Annotated in this window: 14 protein-coding genes; 4 read left to right on the plus strand and 10 right to left on the minus strand. The window is 63.7% G+C overall.

The window, feature by feature from the left end; genetic code table 11:
* Positions 1-82: 82 nt before the first annotated feature.
* From VIM61_02565 to VIM61_02610, 10 genes are all read right to left on the minus strand, one after another.
* Entirely contained in the window at positions 83-2,278 is a 2,196-nt protein-coding gene (locus tag VIM61_02565; GenBank protein HEY8899266.1) for a molybdopterin-dependent oxidoreductase, read from the minus strand.
* Entirely contained in the window at positions 2,275-3,936 is a 1,662-nt protein-coding gene (locus VIM61_02570; protein ID HEY8899267.1) for a DmsC/YnfH family molybdoenzyme membrane anchor subunit, read from the minus strand. The genes VIM61_02565 and VIM61_02570 overlap by 4 nt, the downstream gene beginning before the upstream one ends.
* Before the next feature lie 18 nt (positions 3,937-3,954).
* On the minus strand, positions 3,955-4,134 hold the full coding sequence (locus VIM61_02575; GenBank protein HEY8899268.1) for a hypothetical protein: 180 nt from the start codon (positions 4,132-4,134) through the stop codon (positions 3,955-3,957).
* 4 nt (positions 4,135-4,138) lie between these two features.
* On the minus strand, positions 4,139-5,911 hold the full coding sequence (locus tag VIM61_02580; protein ID HEY8899269.1) for a sulfite reductase subunit alpha: 1,773 nt from the start codon (positions 5,909-5,911) through the stop codon (positions 4,139-4,141).
* 4 nt (positions 5,912-5,915) lie between these two features.
* On the minus strand, positions 5,916-7,685 hold the full coding sequence (locus VIM61_02585; protein HEY8899270.1) for a NirA family protein: 1,770 nt from the start codon (positions 7,683-7,685) through the stop codon (positions 5,916-5,918).
* A 16-nt stretch (positions 7,686-7,701) separates the two neighbouring features.
* Positions 7,702-8,502: a nitrate ABC transporter ATP-binding protein gene (locus VIM61_02590; protein HEY8899271.1), complete on the minus strand. Its 801-nt coding sequence runs from the start codon at positions 8,500-8,502 to the stop codon at positions 7,702-7,704.
* Positions 8,503-8,506: 4 nt separating this feature from the next.
* Positions 8,507-10,393, minus strand: coding sequence for a nitrate ABC transporter ATP-binding protein (locus VIM61_02595; GenBank protein ID HEY8899272.1), 1,887 nt, complete (start codon positions 10,391-10,393; stop codon positions 8,507-8,509).
* An 18-nt stretch (positions 10,394-10,411) separates the two neighbouring features.
* Positions 10,412-11,437, minus strand: a complete 1,026-nt coding sequence (locus VIM61_02600) for an ABC transporter permease (protein HEY8899273.1) — start codon at positions 11,435-11,437, stop codon at positions 10,412-10,414.
* A gap of 102 nt (positions 11,438-11,539) precedes the next feature.
* A complete protein-coding gene (locus tag VIM61_02605; protein HEY8899274.1) occupies positions 11,540-12,892 on the minus strand; it encodes a CmpA/NrtA family ABC transporter substrate-binding protein in 1,353 nt (450 codons plus the stop codon).
* A gap of 10 nt (positions 12,893-12,902) precedes the next feature.
* Entirely contained in the window at positions 12,903-14,009 is a 1,107-nt protein-coding gene (locus tag VIM61_02610; protein HEY8899275.1) for a CmpA/NrtA family ABC transporter substrate-binding protein, read from the minus strand.
* Between the two features lie 93 nt (positions 14,010-14,102).
* Between VIM61_02610 and VIM61_02615 the strand changes: the two genes are divergently transcribed.
* The 4 genes from VIM61_02615 to tal form a co-directional block, all read left to right on the plus strand.
* Positions 14,103-15,023, plus strand: coding sequence for a LysR family transcriptional regulator (locus VIM61_02615; GenBank protein ID HEY8899276.1), 921 nt, complete (start codon positions 14,103-14,105; stop codon positions 15,021-15,023).
* A gap of 699 nt (positions 15,024-15,722) precedes the next feature.
* The gene (locus VIM61_02620) at positions 15,723-17,132 is read left to right on the plus strand and encodes a carbohydrate porin (protein ID HEY8899277.1); all 1,410 of its coding nucleotides are present in this window, start codon (positions 15,723-15,725) and stop codon (positions 17,130-17,132) included.
* Position 17,133: 1 nt separating this feature from the next.
* Entirely contained in the window at positions 17,134-18,642 is a 1,509-nt protein-coding gene (gene zwf, locus VIM61_02625) for a glucose-6-phosphate dehydrogenase (GenBank protein HEY8899278.1), read from the plus strand.
* Positions 18,643-18,784: 142 nt separating this feature from the next.
* On the plus strand, positions 18,785-19,669 hold an 885-nt coding region (gene tal / locus VIM61_02630; GenBank protein ID HEY8899279.1), incomplete at its 3' end, for a transaldolase.

Here is a 19,669-nt window from a genome sequence, read left to right on the forward strand (position 1 = left end):
GCCCGGTCACCGCCCGTCAGCGAGGCGACCATGTCGAGACAGCCGGAAATGATTTTTTCGTTGTGATGAATCCGATTCATTTTCACCCGGCGGAGAGCTTGACCGCGCAGGCCTTGTAGGACGGCTGGCGCGAATGGGGATCGAACGACGGGAAAGTGAGCTGGTTCACCTCGCGATAGTGCATCGGGATGAAGATCTGGCCGGGCTGCACGGTTGGCGTGAGAAAGGCCGTGGCCGTAATGGCGCCGCGTCGCGACGAGACGCGCACGGGGCTGTTCGGGCCGATTCCGAGGCGCTCGGCGTCCGCGGGGTTCATCTCCACGTAGCAATGCGCGGGGTAGAGCTTGCGCAGGACGTCGGATTTTCCCGTGCGCGTGTTCGTGTGCCATTGCGAGGAGGTGCCGCGACCGGTGAGGAGGAGGAAGCCATATTCGGCATCCGTTGGCTCGGCCATGGCCCGCGGCTGGTCGAAGAGAAAGCGGGCGCGCCGGTCCGGCGTGAAGAAATTGCCGTCTTCGAACAGCCGCCGCTCCGCGGCCGAGGGGCCCCCGGCCGTGCGCGGCCACTGGATGCCTCCGGCGTCGTCGATGGCGCGGTAGTCCTCGATGCCGGTGAATTCGCAGGGCTGGTCGCGGGAGACTTCCTTGAGGATCTGGAAGGCGGCCTCGGGCGACTGCCATTTCGCAAACATGTCGCCGCAGCCCCAGTATTCGGCAACGAGCCGGAAGATGTTGAAGTCGGAGAGGGCGAGGCCGGGAGCGCGGCGGACTTTCTTGATGACGCCGATGCGGCGCTCGGAGTTGATGAGCGTGCCGTCCTTCTCGCCCCAGCCGGCGGCGGGCAGGAAGAGATCGGCGCGCTGCACGGTTTCCGTGGTGGGATACATGTCCTGCACGACGAGGAGGTCGAGCTTGTCGAGCAGGGCGTTGAACTTGTTGTGGTCGATCCACGAGTGCGAACCGTTCGTCGCGATCACCCACAGGGCCTTGATCTTCCCGGTCGCGATGCCCGCAACGATCTCGTCGTAAGCCAGCGATGGCTGCTGCGGAATGGTGCTTTCGTCGATGCCAAGAATGCCGGCGATTTTCGCGCGGTCATCGGCGCGGGTGACGTCGTGGCCGCCGAGCAGGCTGGTGATGTTTCCGAAAACGCGCGAGCCCATCGCGTTGCACTGGCCGGTGATCGAATTCGCACCGGTGCCAGGCCGGCCGATGTTGCCGGTCATGAGCGCGAGATTGATGATGGCCTGCGCCGTGCGCGTGGATTCGTGGCCCTGGTTGACGCCCATCGTCCACCAGAAAGAGACCCGCTTGCCTTCGGCGATGATGCGGGCGAAGGACCAGAGGGCGTCGGCGGTGAGGCCGGTCTCCGCGCACACGCGGTCGGTGGTGAACTGCGGCAGGAATTCCGCAAACTCCTCGAACCCGGTCGTGTGCACGGCGATGTAATCGCGGTCGATCCACCCGCTCGCGATGAGGATGTTTGCGAGGCCGTAGAGCAGCGTGAGGTCGCTCTTCGGAAGGATGGCGAAGTGCTCCGTGGCGGCCATCGCGGTCTCGGTGCAGCGGGGATCGACGACGAGGATCTGCGGGTGGTGTTTGTTGCGCATCACGCGCTGCCACATGATCGGATGGGCGATGCAGGGATTCGCACCGATGAAAACGAGGACATCGGACTCTTCAAAATCCGCGTAGGTGAAGGGCGGCGCGTCGAAGCCGAACGACTGCTTGTAGGCGACGTGCGCGGTGGCCATGCACTGGCGCGTATTGCTATCGCAGTGGATGAAGCCCATGCCGAACTTGAAGAGACAGCCAAGGAGGGCCATCTCCTCGGTCGTCACCTGGCCGGTGCTGAGGAACGCGACGGACTCCGGGCCATGCTCGGTCTTGATCGCCTGCAGCCGGGAGGTGAACAGGCGCATGGCCTCGTCCCAGTCCGCGGGCTCGAGAGGGCCGCCGCGGTGTTTGCGGATAAGCGGCGTGGTGCCGCGATCCGGCGCGCTGAGCGGGGCGAGCGCCTCCCAGCCCTTCGGGCAGGCCATTCCCATGTTCACGGGATACTCGGCGTCCGCGCTGAGGTTTACGGCCTCGCCGTCCCTGAGGTGGACGTTCAATCCGCAGCCGGTGGAGCAGAATCCGCAGACGGTCGTCGTCGTCGCGTCCGGTGCGAGGCGGGCGGGAATCTGGCCGAGCCCGAAGTCACCGGGCTTGCGAACGAGTTCCTCGGTGAGGGGGCCCTTCCAGGCGCGGATGCGGAGATCGGGCGGCGAGAGTTTCATATTCCTCGAGGCATGCGCAGTGCGACCACCGCGCTGAAAAAGGTGTAGCGCTCGGCAACCTGCGCGAGCACCGCGAGCCCGAGGGCGAGCGGGGCGGCGGCGAGCGCAGTGGCCGGCGCGATGACGAGCGTGATCCAGAGGACGAGCGACAGCCCGACCAGCGCGAGGCGCAGGCGGGAGACCGCCGGGAGCAGCTCGTAAATGATGCGCGACGAAGCGTGAGTCGGAGCGGCGGGATCGCGCAGCGCGCGGCGGTCGTGGGCGAGCTCCCAGACGAAGAGGGCGCCCTGCAAAAGCGCGGCGAGGGCGGCGCTGATTCGCATTGCCATCGAGAAATCCGCGGGCTGCACGAACGTCGATGCGACGAGCACGAGCGGCACGGAGGCGGCGCCGAGCGTGAGTGCCGCGCCATAGAATTTTGGCGCGGTGAGCGACGGCTTCCAATAGGCGCGGCGGGTGTCCACGTAGATCATCACCGAAGTGAGGATGGCGACGAAGCCCATGAACGCGGCGCCGACGGCGGCTGCGGCCGCCATCCACGTGGCGGGCAGGAACCATGCGGAGGCGGCGGCAACGATGGCGGCGCCGGGGAGGGCGCTGAAGGCGAGGATCTCGCGGCTCATCCACGAGGTGCGCAGGCCGAGGAAGAATCGCCATGCGCCCATTGGCCGGCCGAGGTGGAAGACCGCGGCGAAGAGGCCGAGATTGAGCGCTCCGAAGCCGAGAACCGCGAGGCCGAAGCTGGCGTAATCGAACGCATGCGAGCCGGTGAGGGCGAGCGCGGCCTGCGCGGCGAACATGCCGACGGCGAGCTGCGTGAGCACGAGCATGATGATGAGCGGCCAGTGCGGGTGCTCGAGATGCAGCGCGAAGGCGTCGGCGGGCAGGGCGTTCGCCGGGATGGGGCGCTTCGACGTATAACGGGTGGTCGGCTTCGTGTAGCTGGAGTCGTAGGCGCCGGGCAGCATCTGCGCGCCGGGCTGGGCGGCGGCGGTGACTTCGGCGACGTCGACGAACTGGATGGTGATGGCCTCGTGCGGGCAGGCCTGCACGCAGGCCGGAGCTTCGCCGACGGCAAGCCGCTCGTGGCACATGTCGCACTTGCGGACAATGCCGAGACGTTCCGAATATTTCGGCACGTCGTAGGGACATTTCATCGTGCAGTATTGGCAGCCGATGCACTGGTCATCGAGGTGCCGCACGATGCCGGTCTCGGCATCCTTGTCGTAGGCGGCGACGGGGCAGCCCTCAAGGCAGCCGGGCTCCGCGCAATGGTGGCAGGCGGTCGTGACGGTCTGCTGGTAGGGCTTCTGCGCCTGGTGGCCGAAAAGCGTGCCGACATCGCGCCACGTCTCCTCGTCCTCGAGGCCGTTGAGCGAATGGCAGGCGCTCACGCAGGCCTTGCAACCGGTGCATTTGTCGAGGTCGACGGCGAAGGCGTATTGCTGGCCGGGCGCCGGTTTGCTGAGCGGAATGAGGTCGCGGTAGTATCTGGCCTGCGCGGGAAAGTCGGCGCGGGCGTGCTTTTGCGAGAAGCGCTCGACGGCGGTGAGCTGCCGCTGCTCGGCCAGGAGCTGATCGATCAACGTCATCTCGCCGGCGGGTGCCAGCGACAGGAGCGCATCGGATCGAGAGTGGGCAGCGGCGGGCGTCGACATGAGATCAGCTCCACGAAATCACCACTTTTTGTAGGGCGGGAATTTTCCGGCCTCCGGCGCGTCGAGCGTGTTCTCGCCGAGGCAGGCGGATGTCGTGAAAACGGGCGACAGACCCGCGGCCTGCGCGATGGTGGCCCAGGTGACGGCCTTGGTTTTCTTGGCGGCGAGGATGGCCGCGGTCATTTCGGGCTTGTTCATAGACTCAGTAGACGTCGCGCTGGTAGCGCTTGTCGGTTTTGAGTTTGGCGACGTAGGCGGCGGCCTCCTCGGGCGACTTGCCGCCGGCGGTTTCGATGACCTTGTGCAGCGCGATGTCGACATCCTTGGCCATGCGCGAGGCGTCGCCGCAGACGTAGAAATGGGCGCCTTCCTCGAGCCAGGCGTAGAGCTCGGCGGCGTTCTCGGCCATGCGCTGCTGCACGTAGATCTTCTCGGCCTGATCGCGCGAAAACGCGGTGCTCAGCTTCGTGAGGTGGCCGCTCGCGAGCATGGCGTCCATCTCGTCCTTGTAGAGAAAGTCGGTGGATGCCTTCTGGTCGCCGAAGAAGAGCCAGTTCCTGCCCTTGGTGCCGACGGCCTGACGGTGATGGAGGAACCCACGGAACGGCGCGATGCCGGTGCCGGGGCCGACCATGATGATCGGCGTGTCTCCGGAGGCCGGCAGGCGGAAGCCCTTCGAGACATGCACGAAGACGGGCACGGGGCCGTTGGCGCGATCGGCCAGAAAGGTCGAGCAGACGCCCTTGCGCTTGCGGCCGAAGCTGTCGTAGCGCACGGCTGCGACGGTGAGGTGGACCTGGTCGGGAAAGGCGTCGAGGCTGGACGAAATCGAGTAAAGCCGCGGCTGCAGCTTCTTGAGGTGTGAGACGAAGTCGCGCGGCTCGAACGTGACGCTCGGAAAATCCGTGAGCAGGTCGACGATCTCGCGGCCCCAGAGGTATTTCGAGAGCGCCTCCTTCGCCTCGGGCGCCATGAGATCGGCGAGCGTTTTATCGGCGCTGCGCTCGGCGACGACCTTCAGCAGCGAGGCAGGAATCTTCGTGATCTCGTAGTGGCGGAGCAATGCGGTCCGCAGGGAGGCCTCGGCGCCGTCGGGCGTGGGCACGGCTTCCTCGCCGTCGCGGTTCAGCGCGTGAAGCAGGTCGTCGACGAGGGCGGGGCAATTTGTTGGCACGACGCCGAGGGCGTCGCCGGGCGTGTAAACAAGACCCGATCCGGCGAGCGAGATTTCGTAATGCCGCGTCTCTTTCGCGGATTCGTCGGCGGTGAGCTTGCGATTCGTGACGAGCGTCGCGGGAAAGGGATTTTTCTTGGAGTAAGCGATCTCGACGGGTGCGGCTTCGGCTTTTTCCGCGACGCCCGTGGCCATCTTGTCGGGCGCGGGTGACGGCGTGGTGGATGACGTTTCGATCGCTTCGAGCACGGCGAAGACGCCCTCCTGCCACGCGGCGGCGGCTTCCTCGTAGGCGACGTCGCAATCGACGCGCTCGTAGAGTCGCTTTGCGCCCAGGGCCTCGAGGCGGGAGTCGACCTCCGCGCCGAATTTGCAGAACTGCTCGTAGTTCGTGTCGCCGAGCGCGAGGACGGAGTATTGGAGATTCGCGAGAGCGCCGTCTCCGGCGGCAAGGATCGCCTCGTGGAAATCGACCGCGTTCGAGGGCGGCTCGCCGTCGCCGAAGGTGCTCGTGACGATGAGGGCGAATTGCTCCTTCGCGAGGTCGGCGAGCTTGATCTTGTCGAGGCCGATGGCCTTCGACTCGAATCCGCGCTTCACGGCGGCTTTCGCGATGAGCTTCGACAGCGCCTCGCAGTTTCCGCTCTCGGAGCCGAAGTAGATGTTCACGACTTTCTTCGCAGCGACGGGCTCGGCGGCGGGTGCTCCCCCGGAATACAGGCCGGCGAGGAAGCCGTTGAGCCACGCGCGCTGGGCGGGCGTGAACGGGGCGGTGTCGGGAATATAGGGTGCGATGCTCATGGTTTTACGCGGAGAAGAATTCCTGGAGTTCCTTCACGCTGTGGCGTGCGGTGAAATCGGCGAAGGCTTCGTGGGAGTCGCGCTTGACGAGATAGGTTTTCAAGACGCCCTCGAGGAGGGCGGGAATCTCGGAAAATGGAATGCCGGTGAAGACCTGGCGGCCGATGGTCTGTCCGCCGATGCACTTGCCGCCAAGGATGACGTGGTAGCCCTCGACCTGCTCGCCGTGATGCGTGACTTTCGTGCCGACGAGTCCGATGTCGCCGATGTAATGCTGCGCGCAGGAGTTCGGACAGCCGGTGAGATGAATGTTGATCGGGCGGTCGAGGTGCACCTTTTTCTCGAGGTAGCGGGCGAGTTCCACGCCCTGCTCCTTCGTGTGGCTCTGCGCCCATTTGCAGCCGGTGGCGCCGGTGCAGGCGACGAGGCCGCCCATGACGGACGAGGATTCGTGATGGTAGCCCATGCGGACGAGGCTGCGTTTCACGGTCTCGACGAATGCATCGGGCACGTCGGGAATGACGACGTTCTGCCACACGGTGAGGCGGAGTGCGCCCGAGCCGTAGTTCTCCGCGAGGTCGGCGAGGCGGCGCATCTGGCGCACCGTCATTGTGCCGACGGGCATCGCGACGCCGATGTAGTTTTTCTGCGGCTGCTTCTGCTTGTAGACGCCGAGGTGGCCGTGCGCGACGGGCGGCTGCGGCAGCGAGCAATCCCCGAGAGGCAGCTTCTGCAGCGGGAAGGCGAGCTTCTTCTCGACCTCTTCCATGAAGCGGTCGGTGCCCCATTTATCGATGAGGTATTTCAGGCGCGCCTTCTTGCGGTTCGTGCGGTCGCCGTTCTCGTTGAAGACGCGGACGATCGCCGCGGCGACGGCCACGGAATCCTGCGGCCGGATGATGTAGCCGGTGTCCTTCGCAAACTGTTCGTGGCCGGTGATGCCCGCGAGCTGCACGCGGAAGTAGATGCCGGGTTCGACCGCCCTGCCCTCGCCGACCTTCACGGCGATGAAGCCGATGTCGTTCGTCTCGGTCGCGGTGCCGATGGCGCCGCCGCCCTCGAACGAGATGTTGAACTTGCGCGGCAGGCCGTAGAGGTCGCGGTTGTTGAGAATGTAATAATGCAGGCCCTTCGCCATCGGCCGCGTGTCGATGAGCTCGGTCGGATCGATGCCGGCGGTCGCGGGGCAGGTGATGTTGCGCAGATTATCCACGCCGGAGCCGCGGGCGGTGAGGCCGATCTCCTGCAGCTTGTTGAGGACATTGATGATGTTCTTCGGCGCGATCTCGCGGATCTGGAGGTTCGACCGCGTCGTGACGTGCGCGTAGCCGCCCCCCCAGTCCTGCGCGATGTCGGCAAGGCCGCGCATCTGCGCGGAGGTGAGTTCGCTGCCAGGCGTGCGCAGGCGCAGCATGAACGACTCCTGCGCCGGCCCGACGTAGAACAATCCGTGAAAACGGAACATGAACGTGTTGCGCTTGTCGGGGAGCTGATTCGCCTCGGCGTGGGCGACCATCTTGTCCCAGCAATCGAGGCCGTTCTCCTCGTATTTCCAGATCTCCTGCTCGCACAGATCCTCGAGCGGGGTGCCGAAGACGCTGGGCGGCTCGGCGGCGGCATTCGGCACCCCCGAGGCGGCGTCGCTCGTGAGGAGGCCGCTGGACAGATGCCCGGCAAAGGGCCGGCAGGCGGTCGCGGCGAAGAACCCCTGGAGGTATTCCTTCTGCTCGGCGCTGAACGGAAGATTGTCGGGAAGCGTGGGTGATTCGTTCATGGCTTGGCGGCGTGGTTCAGTCGGCGTTCACGGGGGAACCAAAGCGCTCGTAGAGGAACTCGAGGATGTTGTTGCGAAGCGTGTAGTAGTCGGGATCTTCGGCGATCGCCGTGCGCGAGCGCGGCCGCGGAAAGGGCACCGTAAAAACTTCGCCGACGGTCGCGGCGGGACCGTTGGTGAGCATGACGATGCGGTCAGCGAGCAGGATGGCCTCGTCGATGTCGTGCGTGATCATCACGACGGTGGTGCGGTGGGCTTCCCAGATTTCGAGGAGCTGATCCTGGATCTCCTCACGGGTGAGGGCGTCGAGCGCGCCGAAAGGTTCATCGAGCAGCAGGACCTTGGGCCGAATGGCGAGAGCGCGGGCGATGGCGACGCGCTGCTTCATGCCGCCGGAGAGTTCTCCGGGGCGTTTGCCGGCGCTCGGCGTGAGGCCGACCATCTCGAGATGGCTGTCGGTGATCGCGGCGCGCTCGGCCTTCGAGGCCTTCGGCATCGTTGCGTCGACGGCGAGGCGCACATTCTCGGCCGCCGTGAGCCACGGCAGCAGCGAGTAGTTCTGGAAAACCATCATGCGATCCGGTCCGGGGTCCGTGACTTCCTTGTTCGAAAGGATGACGCCGCCCTGGCTGGCGCGGCTCATCCCGGCGATGGCGTTCATCAGCGTGGACTTTCCGCAGCCGGAGTGGCCGAGCAGGACGATGAATTCGCCTTCGGCGATCTTGATCGTGATGTCCTTGAGGATACAGGCGGGCGGACCGCCGGCCCGGCCCGGGTAGGTCTTCGAGAGATGGCTGATTTCGAGGAAAGCGGACATGGGATCAGGCAGGATTCAGGTTGGCTTCGTCGAGGGGCGCGGCGGATTTGTAACCGAGGTCCGGCACTGGCAGATCGAGCGCGCGAAGGGCGTCGAGGTAGGGCGCCTCGGGGTAGACCTGGTCGATGACCGCGCGGGGATCGGCGGGCATGGTGACGATGTCCCAGCGGGCCAGCTGCTCGAGCACGTCGAGCGCCTCGGACTTGAGCGGGTGATTCGCGCCGTCGCGGGAGAAGATGTTGAAATCCGGAACCGCGCCGGTGCGGCCGAAGCCGTAGTCGTAGGTGCCATCGAGGCCGCGTGCGCTGTAGACGGGATCGGCGTTGACGTATTCCTTGCGGGAAATCATCTCGATGAGCGGCTCGCGATAAGCGATGCCGTCGCACCAGGCGCAGGCCTCGATGAGAGCCTTGATGATCGCGCGATGCTGCTCGGGATGGGCGTCAGCCCAGGCCTTCGTCGTGCCGAGCACCTTCTCCTGGTGGCCGGGAAAGATGTCGAGGTCGGTCGCCACGACGTAGCCGAGGCCTTCGTGAACGGCGCGCGCATTCCACGGCTCACCGACGCAGTAACCATCGATGTTGCCGGCGGCGAGATTCGCGACCATCTGCGCGGGCGGCACGGCGATGATCTCGACGTCCTTGTCGGGATCGATGCCGCCGCCCGCCAGCCAGCTGCGGAGCAGAAGGTTGTGCATGGACGTCGGGAACACGACGCCGAAGATGAGCTTGCGATGATCGGGATCGCGGCGGTCGAGGTGCGTGCGGAGATCGGCGGCGGAGTGGATGCCGAGCTCGTGGAAGGCCGATGCCAGGGTGATGGCGTTGCCGTTGCGGCTGAGAACCATCGAGGCGACGAGCGGATGCGGGGCAACGCCTTCGCGACCGATCGTGCGACCAAGCGGCATGCCGGCGACCATCGCGGCGAGGTCGAGGCGACCTTCGACGATGCCGTCGAGAATGGCCTTCCAGCTCGGCTCGCGGCTGAGCGTCACCTCGACGCCATTCTTTTCGAAGAGCCCGCGTTCGTGCGCGACGACGAGCGGAGCGCAGTCGGTGAGCGGGATGAACCCGATGGTGATCGCCTTCTTTTTCGCGGGCTCCGCAGTCTTCTTCGACTTCTTGTGCTTGTTGAGGAAGTAAAGCAGCTCGTTCCGCTGGCGGTAGTAATTGGGATGCTTGATCGCCTCGGCGCGAGTGCGCGGGCGTGGCAGACCAACCTTCATGATCTCGCCGACCTTCGCGGCGGGGCCGTTCGCCATCATGACGATGCGGTCGGAGAGCAGGAGCGCTTCCTCGACGTCGTGCGTGACCATGAGGACGGTGATGCGGTGCGCCTCCCAGATTTGCAGGAGCTGCTCCTGGAGACGGCCGCGGGTGAGGGCATCGAGCGCGCCGAACGGTTCGTCGAGCAGAAGCACCCGAGGCTTGGTGACGAGCGCGCGGGCGATGCCGACGCGCTGCTTCATGCCGCCGGAGATTTCGCCCGGCAGCTTCGCGGCGGCGGGCATCAGCGACACCATGGCGAGGTGCTCTTCCACCATCGCGGCGCGGTCGTTCTTCGAAAGGCCGCCGTGCACGGCGTCCACAGCGAGGCGCACGTTGTCGCGCACTGTCAGCCACGGCAGCAGCGAGTGGTTCTGGAAGACGAACATCCGGTCGGGCCCGGGCTGGGTGACGCTTTTCCCGCCGACGGTGATGCGACCGGCGTCGCAGAGGTGGAAGCCGCCGACCATGTTGAGCAGCGTCGACTTGCCGCAGCCGGAGTGGCCGATCAGCGAAACGAACTCGCCTTCCTCGACCGTGAGATCGACGCCGCGCAGGGCCTCGAAGACTTTGCCGTCGGGGGACCGGAAGGTCTTGCCCGCATTCTGGATTTCAATGAAGGGCATGGCGCTTTTCCGGGTTGATCAATGGGCGCTCGCTCCGCCGTCGAAGCTGACGAATCGCTGGAGCAGGACCATGAGCTGGTCGAGCAGGAAGCCGACGATGCCGATGATGAAGACCGCGACGAAAATCTGCGCCAGCGTGCTGCTGGAGCCGTTCTGATACATGTCCCAGATGAACTTCCCGAGGCCGGGATTCTGCGCGAGCATCTCGGCGGCGATGAGCACCATCCAGCCGACGCCGAGCGAGAGACGCAGGCCGGTGAAGATGAAGGGCAGGGCGGACGGGATGATGATTTTCCACACGCGGGTCCAGGCATTGAGCTTGAGGACGCGGGCGACGTTGAGGTGATCCTTGTCGATCGAGGCGACGCCGACCGCGGTATTGATGAGCGTGGGCCAGAGCGAGCAGACGGCGACGGTGATCGCCGAGCTGAGAAAGGCCTTCTCGAACATCGGGTCCTTCGGGTTGTAGAGCGCGCTGACGAGGATCATCACGATCGGCAGCCAGGCGAGCGGCGAGACGGGTTTGAAAATCTGGATGAACGGCGCGATGGCGCTGTTGAACCATTTGCTGGAGCCGGCCAGGATGCCGACCGGGATCGCGATGATCGACGCGAGCATGAAGCCGAAGAACACGGTCTTGATGCTGGTGAAGACCTGGTCGATGATCGTGGGCTTGCCGGCGTATTTGCGGGCGGGGTAGGTGCGATCGGGAAACTTCTTGAGGTAGGCGGCCTTCTTCCCCGCGAGGTCGATGTAGAACTGCTTTTCCTTCCCGCGCTCCTCGAGGTGCGCGTTCCAGAGATTCACGGCCTCCTTCCACGTGGCGACGGGGCCGGGGATGGAGCCGAAGCTGACCTTGATGCTGCTCGCGACGAGCGACCAGGCGACAAGGAAGATGATGAACGCGAGAAGCGGAGCTCCGAACTTCTGGAGCGCGGCGGTGATCTGCGCGTTGTATTTTCCCCCACGGGCGGGCTGCTGGGTCGGCGCCGCCTCGGTGGCGGCGGGCGCGGACGTGGCGATGGCTTCGGCAACTTTTTCCATGATGGTGTTGTTGGGCGTTCGATTCTTTTCGAGAGGCAGAGTGAGGCGCGCTGGCGCCCGGGGGAGAACGTCTGCGCGCCCACCCGCTTCCCTATGAAGAGCTTATTTTAAGCCAACCTTCAGCGACTTGAGGTAGGCGTTGGGTTGTTTGCCGTCGTAGGTGACGCCGTCGATAAATTCGCTGGTGGCCGGGCGATAGCCGTCGGTCTTCGGAATGTCGCTGTCGGTGAGATGTCCGTCTTCCTGCAGGGATTTCGCCGCGGCGAGATAAACGTCCGGGAGATAAATCTTCTTCGCGGTCTCGGCATACCATTCGTCCGGCTTCGAGTCGGGGATCTGGCCCCAGCGGCGCATCTGCGTGAGATACCAGATGCAATCGCTGTAGAAGGGATAGGTCGCGTTGTAGCGGAAGAAGACGTTGAAGTCGGGCAGCTCGCGGACGTCGCCGGGAGCGTATTCGAACGTGCCGGTCATGCTGTTCGCGATGACCTTTTCGTCGGCGCCGACGTATTGCGGCTGCGAGAGAATCTTGCAGGCTTCCTTGCGATTTTCCGTGCTGTCATCAAGCCATTTGCAGGCGCGGATGAGGGCCTTCACGATGGCGATGTGCGTCTTGGGATTTGCCTTCGCCCAGGCTTCGGAGACGCCGAACACCTTCTCGGGATTGTTCTTCCAGATCTCGTAGTCGGTGATGACCGGGACGCCGATTTTCTTGGCGACGGCCTGCTGGTTCCAGGGTTCGCCGACGCAATAGCCTTGGATGGTGCCCTGCGCCAGCGTGGCGGGCATCTGCGGCGGCGGCGTGACGCTGAGGAGCACGTCGGCATCGGTCGTGCCGGTGGTGTCGCCGTTCGTGTAGTAGCCCGGGCTGATGCCGGCGGCGGCGAGCCAGTAACGGAGCTCGTAGTTGTGCGTGGAGACGGGGAACACCATGCCGAATTTCAGCGGCGTGCCGGCGTCCTTATATTCCTTCGCGATCCTGGCGATCGTCTCCGCGGTGATCGGATGCTCGGGCTTGTCTTTCGCAAGAGCCGGATCGAGCGCCTTCATCTTCTCCCAGATCTCGTTGGAGACGGTGATGCCGTTGCCATTGAGATCCATGCTGAACGCCGTGACGACCGGAGCCTTGGTGCCGATGCCGATGGAGGCGCCGATCGGCTGACCGGCGAGCATGTGCGCGCCGTCGAGCTCGCCGCTGATCACGCGGTCGAGAAGCACCTTCCAGTTCGCCTGGGCCTCGATTTCGACGAAGAGTCCCTCGTCTTCGAAGAAGCCTTTTTCCTTCGCGATGACGAGCGGCGCGCAGTCGGTGAGCTTGATGAAGCCGAGCTTCAGCTCGGGCTTTTCGACGTCGAGAGGCGCGGCGAAGGCCGGAAGAATTCCGCACGCTGCCAGAGCGGCGAGGGCGGAGCCGCGGAACAGTCGGCCTAAAAGTGTCGTTGTGGGTCGTTTCATGATGTGGGTCTTAGTTGGTGATGGAGTTGCTCTTGCGGGTCGGGGCGGGCGATGAAGGCACCGGAGGGGAGGGGAAATCGACGTCGTGAAAGGCGTCGAGGCAGGCGCGGCGCTGCGCACCGTCCAGAGGAGCGACGCCGGAGCAGGACAGGGCGTCGAGGAGCCAGAGGGCACGATCCCGGGTGGCGCGATTGGCGTCGTTGCGGGAAAAGATCACGAAGGGCCTGGTCTCCGGATCCTGATCGGCACCGCGCCTGAGCGGCCCGACGAGGGCGTTCGCGAGAACGTCCCGGTCCATGGGGAAGAGCCGGCGGGAATGCATGAGATCGACGGCTTCCGCACGTCCGTCCGGGGTGTCGCAATGGCGGCAGGCTTTCACGATCGTCTGGCGCAGGACGGCGTATTCTTCGCTGCGGCGCTGGCGCAGGTCGTCGTCGACGACCAGGACCTTTTCCGGATGCGCGGGCTCGAGCGTTGCGCTCGTTGCGGCGATCCATCCCTCTCCCGCGAGAGCCGCGGCGGAGTTCCAGGGCTCACCGACGCAGAATCCGTCGATGTGGCCTTCCTTCATGTGCTCGCCAACGAGCGGAGGAGGGAGGACGGTGATGCGCACGTCGCGCTCGGGATCGATCCCGGCGGATTTGAGCCATTTGCAGAGCAGAAGGGAGTGCGAGGCAAACGGAGAAACGATGGCAAACACGGGCTTCCGCGGGGCTTCGCTGCGGAGCAGTTTGCGAAGGGAAACGGCATCACGAACGCCCTTGGCCCACAGCCGGCGAGAGAGCGTGATGGCGTTGCCCTGAAGATTGAGCACGAGATCGGTGCTCACCGGCCGTGGCCGGGAATGAGTCCCGCAAAGGATCGAGAACAACAGGCCGCCTGGGGCGTGCGCGGCATCGAGTTCGCCGAATGCGACTTTCTCCCGGATGGAGCCCCAGCCGAGTTCCCGCTCGAGGCGCACCTGCAATCCGGCATCCTGAAAAAGCCCAAGGGCGTCGGCCATCAGCAAAGGTGCGGCGTCCGACAGCGGCACGTAGCCAATGCGGATCGTCGTCGCGGAGAAGCGGATGTCCGAAGCTCTCGCCTTGCGGGGTCGCTTGGATTTCTCGGTCGTCATGCGGTCAATCTGCCCTCGGCGGCCGCCGGGCGAGAGTTCATTATCATGAAAACAATGATTGTTTTTACGAAAAAAAATGAATCGTATGCATGAATGGCTCTGGATGTGGACATTCGACTCCTGCGTGTTTTTGCCACCCTGGCCCGGGTGGGAAGTCACACGCGCACGGGAGAAATCCTGGGGCTGACGCAATCCGCGATCAGTCACGGCATCAAGCGACTCGAGGATCAGCTGGGCTGCGCGCTCGTCTATAAAAAGGGGAAGACGACGCACCTCACGCCAGAGGGGCGGCATTTTCTGGGGCAGGTGCTGCGCATCCTCGAGAGTCTCGATCGGGCCACGGAATCCGTATCCGGGCGCGGCGAATCCCGGACGAAGCTGACCGTGGCGCTGAGCGCCTCGATGGCGCAGGCGATCCTCGCGCCGGTGTTGCGCGAATTCCGGGAATCCTACCCCGCCATTTCGCTCGGGATTCGCCTCGAGGACACGCCTGCTGCGGTTCAGCTCGTCGAGGAGGGGCTCGTGGATCTTGCCATTGTCATCGATGGCACCCTGCCGCCGGGTCTGAAAACGCGTCCCCTTTTTCGAGATCAGCTCGAGCTGGTCTTTTCGGCGCGCCATCCCTGGGGCGACAAATCTCATCTCACGGCCGGCGATTTGAAGGACGAGCACTTCCTCCTCTATCAACGCAACAGCGTCACCTTTCAGCGCACGGAGGATTTCTTTCTGGGAAGCGGCGTCCGGCTTAACTCCTACGTGGAGATTCCGAGCTTCGAGATCATGAAGCAGCTCGCCCAGCTCGGCCTGGGAGTCGCGGTGATGGCTCCCTGGGTGGCGGCGAAAGAACTTCGCGAGGGAACGCTCAATCGTTTGCCCACTCCGAAATCCCGAATCGTGCGGCAGTGGGTGATCGCCCATCAAAACAGCCGCGACATCCGTCAGTCCGAGCAGACCTTCATCGGGTTGTGCCGAATGGCGACTGCGGAACTCTCCGTGGAATCCTCCGTGGGCTGAGTGGTTTTCGCGTGAGCGGATGCCGACGAAGCGTTGCCCGGTCGCGAAGGTCGACGCGTGAGGATGCAACAAATTCATGAATGGAGCTTTCATCGTTCGGCGAAACTCACGGGCCAGCTTCCGTCATGCGTGACAGCAATGCCCATGCCACCACTCTGGGTTGACTGATTCTTGGGCGGATTTATTGATGACGCATATTCATTGATGGGAATTGAGACGGCGGCAAATCGAAGATGCGTCTGAATTCTGAAGAGTCGTCGGCCGCGGGTGTCCGCGAAAGGATGGCGGCACGGGATTTTTGCAGCGGCTTCGAAATCTCGAGCGTCGGGTGCGTGAAGGGGTGGGGGTTGCGACGGGCTGAGTGATAATCTTTTCCAGGTCGGGTCTTTTGGTGGGGCGGCTCTCGAGGTCGATAAAATGGGCGTCTGGGAGTGAGTTCCTCTCTCGGGAAATGTTTAGGGGATGGATTTGCAAGGTCTCCTTCGAGGGTGAGAGCGAAACGAGGTGAAAGAACTGTGGAAGTTGATGAGGGGGAATGATTTTCAGGGAGGTCTTGGCGGTTTTCCGGAGGCACTGCGAATTGTTGTATGAATGGCATTCATGATAACGAAAAAATAGTTTCCGGCCCGTGGCATGCTTGATGCTGTGAGGCCGCCACGGCAGAGGGTAGGAACGCAGTTCAAAACAAGAAACGAATCAATGAACACACTTCATAAGGGCATCTCGAATCTGGCGAAGCTTCGACGGAGCGTTGCAGGCACCATTTCACGGGTCTGTCTGCTCGGTCTTGCGGTTTCTGGCGTTGCGACCGCACAGGAAAATTCCGTCGGTTCGTGGTGGCAGGGCAAATATGCGTCCGGCAATTGGTTTGGCGTGCGCGACACCTTGGAGAGCCACGGCATCACTCCTTTCGGCGGATGGAAGGGCACGTTCTATGGCATCACCGGCGGAGGGCTCGACTCGCCGCGCGGCGCGTTCGACGAGCAGATCGAGCTCGGTCTCAAGCTCGACTTCGAGAAGATGTTCGGCATCACCGGTCTGTCTGCGCAGGGTTCCGTGCGCTGGCGCGACGGTCGCGATCCCAATACCTATGTCGGCGCGAGCGGGTGGATGAATCCTTCCTCCTACCAGCTCGGCCAGCAATGGCGCCTCATGCCCTTCTACCTCACGTGGGAGTCGCGCGATCTGCTGCCGGTCAAGGACATGGTCACGATCTCCGGCGGCTGGACCAATCCGTATTACTTCTTCGCGATGCAGCCCGAGTCGAAGTTGTTCCAGAACAACGCGATCACGCAGACGAAGGGTCTCGGCGCGAACTTCCCCTTCAACGGCACCTACGCCGCGTGGGGTGGCCACATCAAGATCAAGCCGACGACATGGTCCTACCTGCAGTCGGGTCTCTACATGGCGATCCCGCAGGCGACGACCATGTCAAATCACGGTCTCGATCTCGCCGGCTTCGCGCAGGATCCCAACAAGAATGGGCTCTATTCCATCACGGAAGTCGGCGTGACGCCGAAGATCGCGGGACTGCCCGGCAAATACGCGATGGGCGGTTACTACTGGGGTCTCGAGAACAAGTCGTATTTCAAGGAAACCTACGACGGCAAATACGGCTTCTACTGCCAGGCCGATCAGATGCTCTTCCGCGAACCTTCCCCGGCTCCGGAGTCCGCTCCGCTCGCCAAGGGCCCGTCGGATGGCAAGAGCTTCAAGGAAATCAAGGAACCCGTTGCGCCTGCGAAGCCCAGCGAACAGGGCCTCTACGCCTTCAGCTTCTTCGAGTATGCGCCGAAGTATGATAACCTGCTGCCGTTCTACTTCCACACCGGTCTCGTCTACAAGGGCCTCATTCCCGGCCGCGATCTGGATCAGCTCGGGGTCGCGTTCGCGCTCGGTAACTACAGCTACTACAAGATCGTCGCCGAGGAAGACGCCGGCAAATCCATCCACCAGACGAACGAAGCCGTCGTGGAAATCGACTACCGCGTGCAGGTCAACAAGTTCGTCTACGTGCAGCCATTCTGGCAATACATCATCCGGCCCGGCGGCACGGGCATGATCGACAACGCCAACATCCTCGGCCTGCACATGGGCGTCACGTTCTAACGTGGGGACTTCATCACAAGGCACCCGCAGGGCTCTTCCAGAGCCCTGCGCGGTCATTATTTTCGGGGCGACGGGCGATCTGACTCATCGGAAGCTCGTTCCGGCTCTCTACAATCTTGCCACCGAGAATGCGCTTCCCCCTGCGCTCTCAGTGGTGGGGTTTGCTCGACGCGAAAAATCCGACGAGGAATTTCGCGGCGAACTCGAAACCTCCATTCGGAAGTTCTCGCGCCAGGCCGTTCATGACGCAACGTGGGCGGGATTCAGCTCGTCCATTTTCTACCACCGCAGCGACTTCGATAACCTCGATGGCTACACGTCCCTCGCTACCCGTCTGGCAGAGCTCGACGCGCAGCGAGGGACGCGGGGCAACCGGCTCTTTTATCTTTCCGCGGGTCCGGACCAGTTCGAGACCATTCTGCACAACCTTCGGACGAGCGGCCTCAACCAGGCGTCGGAGGGAAGCTGGGCGCGCGTCATCGTCGAGAAGCCATTTGGCATCGACCTGCCGAGTGCGCAGCGCCTGAACTCGCTGGTCGAGGAGGTTTTCCCGGAAGCGGATACCTACCGCATCGATCACTACCTCGGGAAAGAGACCGCGCAGAACATCATGGCGCTGCGTTTCGCGAACTCGATCTTCGAGCAGCTGTGGAACGCCCGTTACATCGATCACGTTCAGATCACCGCGAGCGAGCCGCTCGGCGTGGAAGGACGCGCGGGTTACTACGACAAATCCGGTGCCATGCGCGACATGGTGCAGAATCACCTCCTGCAGCTGCTCTGCCTCATCGCGATGGAGCCACCCGTCGGCCTCGATGCGGATGCCGTCCGCGACGAGAAGGTCAAGGTCATCAAATCGCTGCGGCCGATCCGTGGCGGAGATGTCCGTCGCCAGGTGGTGCGCGCGCAATACAATGCCGGCACCGTGAAGGGGAAGCGCGTCGTGGCCTACCGCGACGAGCAGAACATCGATCACGAATCCCCGACCGAGACCTATGTCGCGCTCCAGCTCAACATCGACAACTGGCGCTGGGCCGGCGTGCCGTTCTTCATGCGGGTGGGCAAGCGCCTCTCGGGCGGCGGCACGCAGATCGCGCTCCATTTCAAGGGTTCGCCGCCGGTGCTCTTCAACGCCGACGGCGATAATGGCGAGAACGTGCTCGTGATCCGCATCCAGCCGGATGAGGGCATCACGCTGCACATGAATGCCAAGCGCCCGGGAAATACCTCGGACCTGCATCCCGTGCGGATGGATTTCCATTACGGCACGAGTTTCGACAAGGCGAACCCCGAAGCCTACGAGCGCCTGCTGCTCGATGCCATGAGCGGCGACGCCACCCTTTTCGCCCGGCGCGACGAGGTCGAGGAAGCCTGGAAATTCGTCGACGCCATTCGCGACGAATGGATGAAGGATTCCGCCGACCTGACTTTCTACCCGGCCGGCACCGCCGGACCTTCCGAGGCGGACGATCTGATTCGTCGGTTCGGATTCGAGTGGAGACCGATCTAACCGCGAGTTCTCGCAATCACATCATGAAACCCCGCGAAATCGCTCGCTCCGGACTCGAGGGCGAGGATTCCGCGCAACGAACCTGGCACCGAAAAAATGCCGGAGCGCCGTCCGTCGGCCCCCGGCCAACCACATTGCTCATATGACCATTACCGCCACCGCCGTCAGTCAGCTGGATCAACTCAAGGAATTCACGACGGTCGTCGCCGACACGGGGGATTTCGAATCGATCAAGGCGTATTCGCCGGAGGACGCGACGACGAATCCGTCGCTGATCTTCAAGGCGGTGCAGCAGGAGGAATACAAGCCGCTGCTGGCCAGGGCGATCGCGGACAACAAGGACTCGTCGCTGGCGGCCTCGAAGCTCGCCGACAAGGTGATCGACGACCTGCTCATCCTGTTTGGGACGGAGATCCTGAAGATCGTGCCCGGCCGCGTCTCGACGGAAGTCGACGCCCGCCTGTCCTTCGACACGGAGGCGACGATCGAGAAGGCGCGCTACCTCATCGGCCTCTACGAAAAGGCCGGCATCTCCCGCGAGCGCGTGCTCATCAAGATCGCGTCGACATGGGAAGGCATCAAAGCCGCGGAAGTCGTCCAGAAGGAAGGCATCAACTGCAACCTCACGCTGCTCTTCTCGCTCCCGCAGGCCATCGCCTGCGCCGAATCGGGCATCCGCCTCATCTCGCCCTTCGTCGGCCGCATTTACGACTACTACAAGGCCACGACCGGTAAGGAATACACCGGCGCGGAGGACCCCGGCGTGCAGTCCGTCCAGACGATCTACAACTACTACAAGAAGTTCGGCTACGAGACGCAGGTCATGGGCGCGAGCTTCCGCAATGTGAGCCAGATCGTGGAACTCGCCGGCAGCGACCTGCTCACCATCAGCCCCGACCTGCTGCAGAAGCTCGCCGACTCCGACGCTCCCGTGGAGCGCAAGCTCAGCGTCGAGACCGCCAAGGCCTCCGATATCGAGAAGATCGCCGTCGACGAGAAGACCTTCCGCTGGCTGCTCAACGAAGAC

The organism is Chthoniobacterales bacterium, from assembly GCA_036569045.1.
GTDB lineage: Bacteria > Verrucomicrobiota > Verrucomicrobiia > Chthoniobacterales > JAATET01 > JAATET01.

What these genes read in the sequence shown, in the direction of transcription:
- VIM61_02565 (HEY8899266.1), bottom strand. Translation starts at nt 2,278, where the DNA reads ATGAAACTCTCGCCGCCCGATCTCCGCATCCGCGCCTGGAAGGGCCCC.
- VIM61_02570 (HEY8899267.1), bottom strand. Translation starts at nt 3,936, where the DNA reads ATGTCGACGCCCGCCGCTGCCCACTCTCGATCCGATGCGCTCCTGTCG.
- VIM61_02575 (HEY8899268.1), bottom strand. Translation starts at nt 4,134, where the DNA reads ATGAACAAGCCCGAAATGACCGCGGCCATCCTCGCCGCCAAGAAAACC.
- VIM61_02580 (HEY8899269.1), bottom strand. Translation starts at nt 5,911, where the DNA reads ATGAGCATCGCACCCTATATTCCCGACACCGCCCCGTTCACGCCCGCC.
- VIM61_02585 (HEY8899270.1), bottom strand. Translation starts at nt 7,685, where the DNA reads ATGAACGAATCACCCACGCTTCCCGACAATCTTCCGTTCAGCGCCGAG.
- VIM61_02590 (HEY8899271.1), bottom strand. Translation starts at nt 8,502, where the DNA reads ATGTCCGCTTTCCTCGAAATCAGCCATCTCTCGAAGACCTACCCGGGC.
- VIM61_02595 (HEY8899272.1), bottom strand. Translation starts at nt 10,393, where the DNA reads ATGCCCTTCATTGAAATCCAGAATGCGGGCAAGACCTTCCGGTCCCCC.
- VIM61_02600 (HEY8899273.1), bottom strand. Translation starts at nt 11,437, where the DNA reads ATGGAAAAAGTTGCCGAAGCCATCGCCACGTCCGCGCCCGCCGCCACC.
- VIM61_02605 (HEY8899274.1), bottom strand. Translation starts at nt 12,892, where the DNA reads ATGAAACGACCCACAACGACACTTTTAGGCCGACTGTTCCGCGGCTCC.
- VIM61_02610 (HEY8899275.1), bottom strand. Translation starts at nt 14,009, where the DNA reads ATGACGACCGAGAAATCCAAGCGACCCCGCAAGGCGAGAGCTTCGGAC.
- VIM61_02615 (HEY8899276.1), top strand. Translation starts at nt 14,103, where the DNA reads ATGGCTCTGGATGTGGACATTCGACTCCTGCGTGTTTTTGCCACCCTG.
- VIM61_02620 (HEY8899277.1), top strand. Translation starts at nt 15,723, where the DNA reads ATGAACACACTTCATAAGGGCATCTCGAATCTGGCGAAGCTTCGACGG.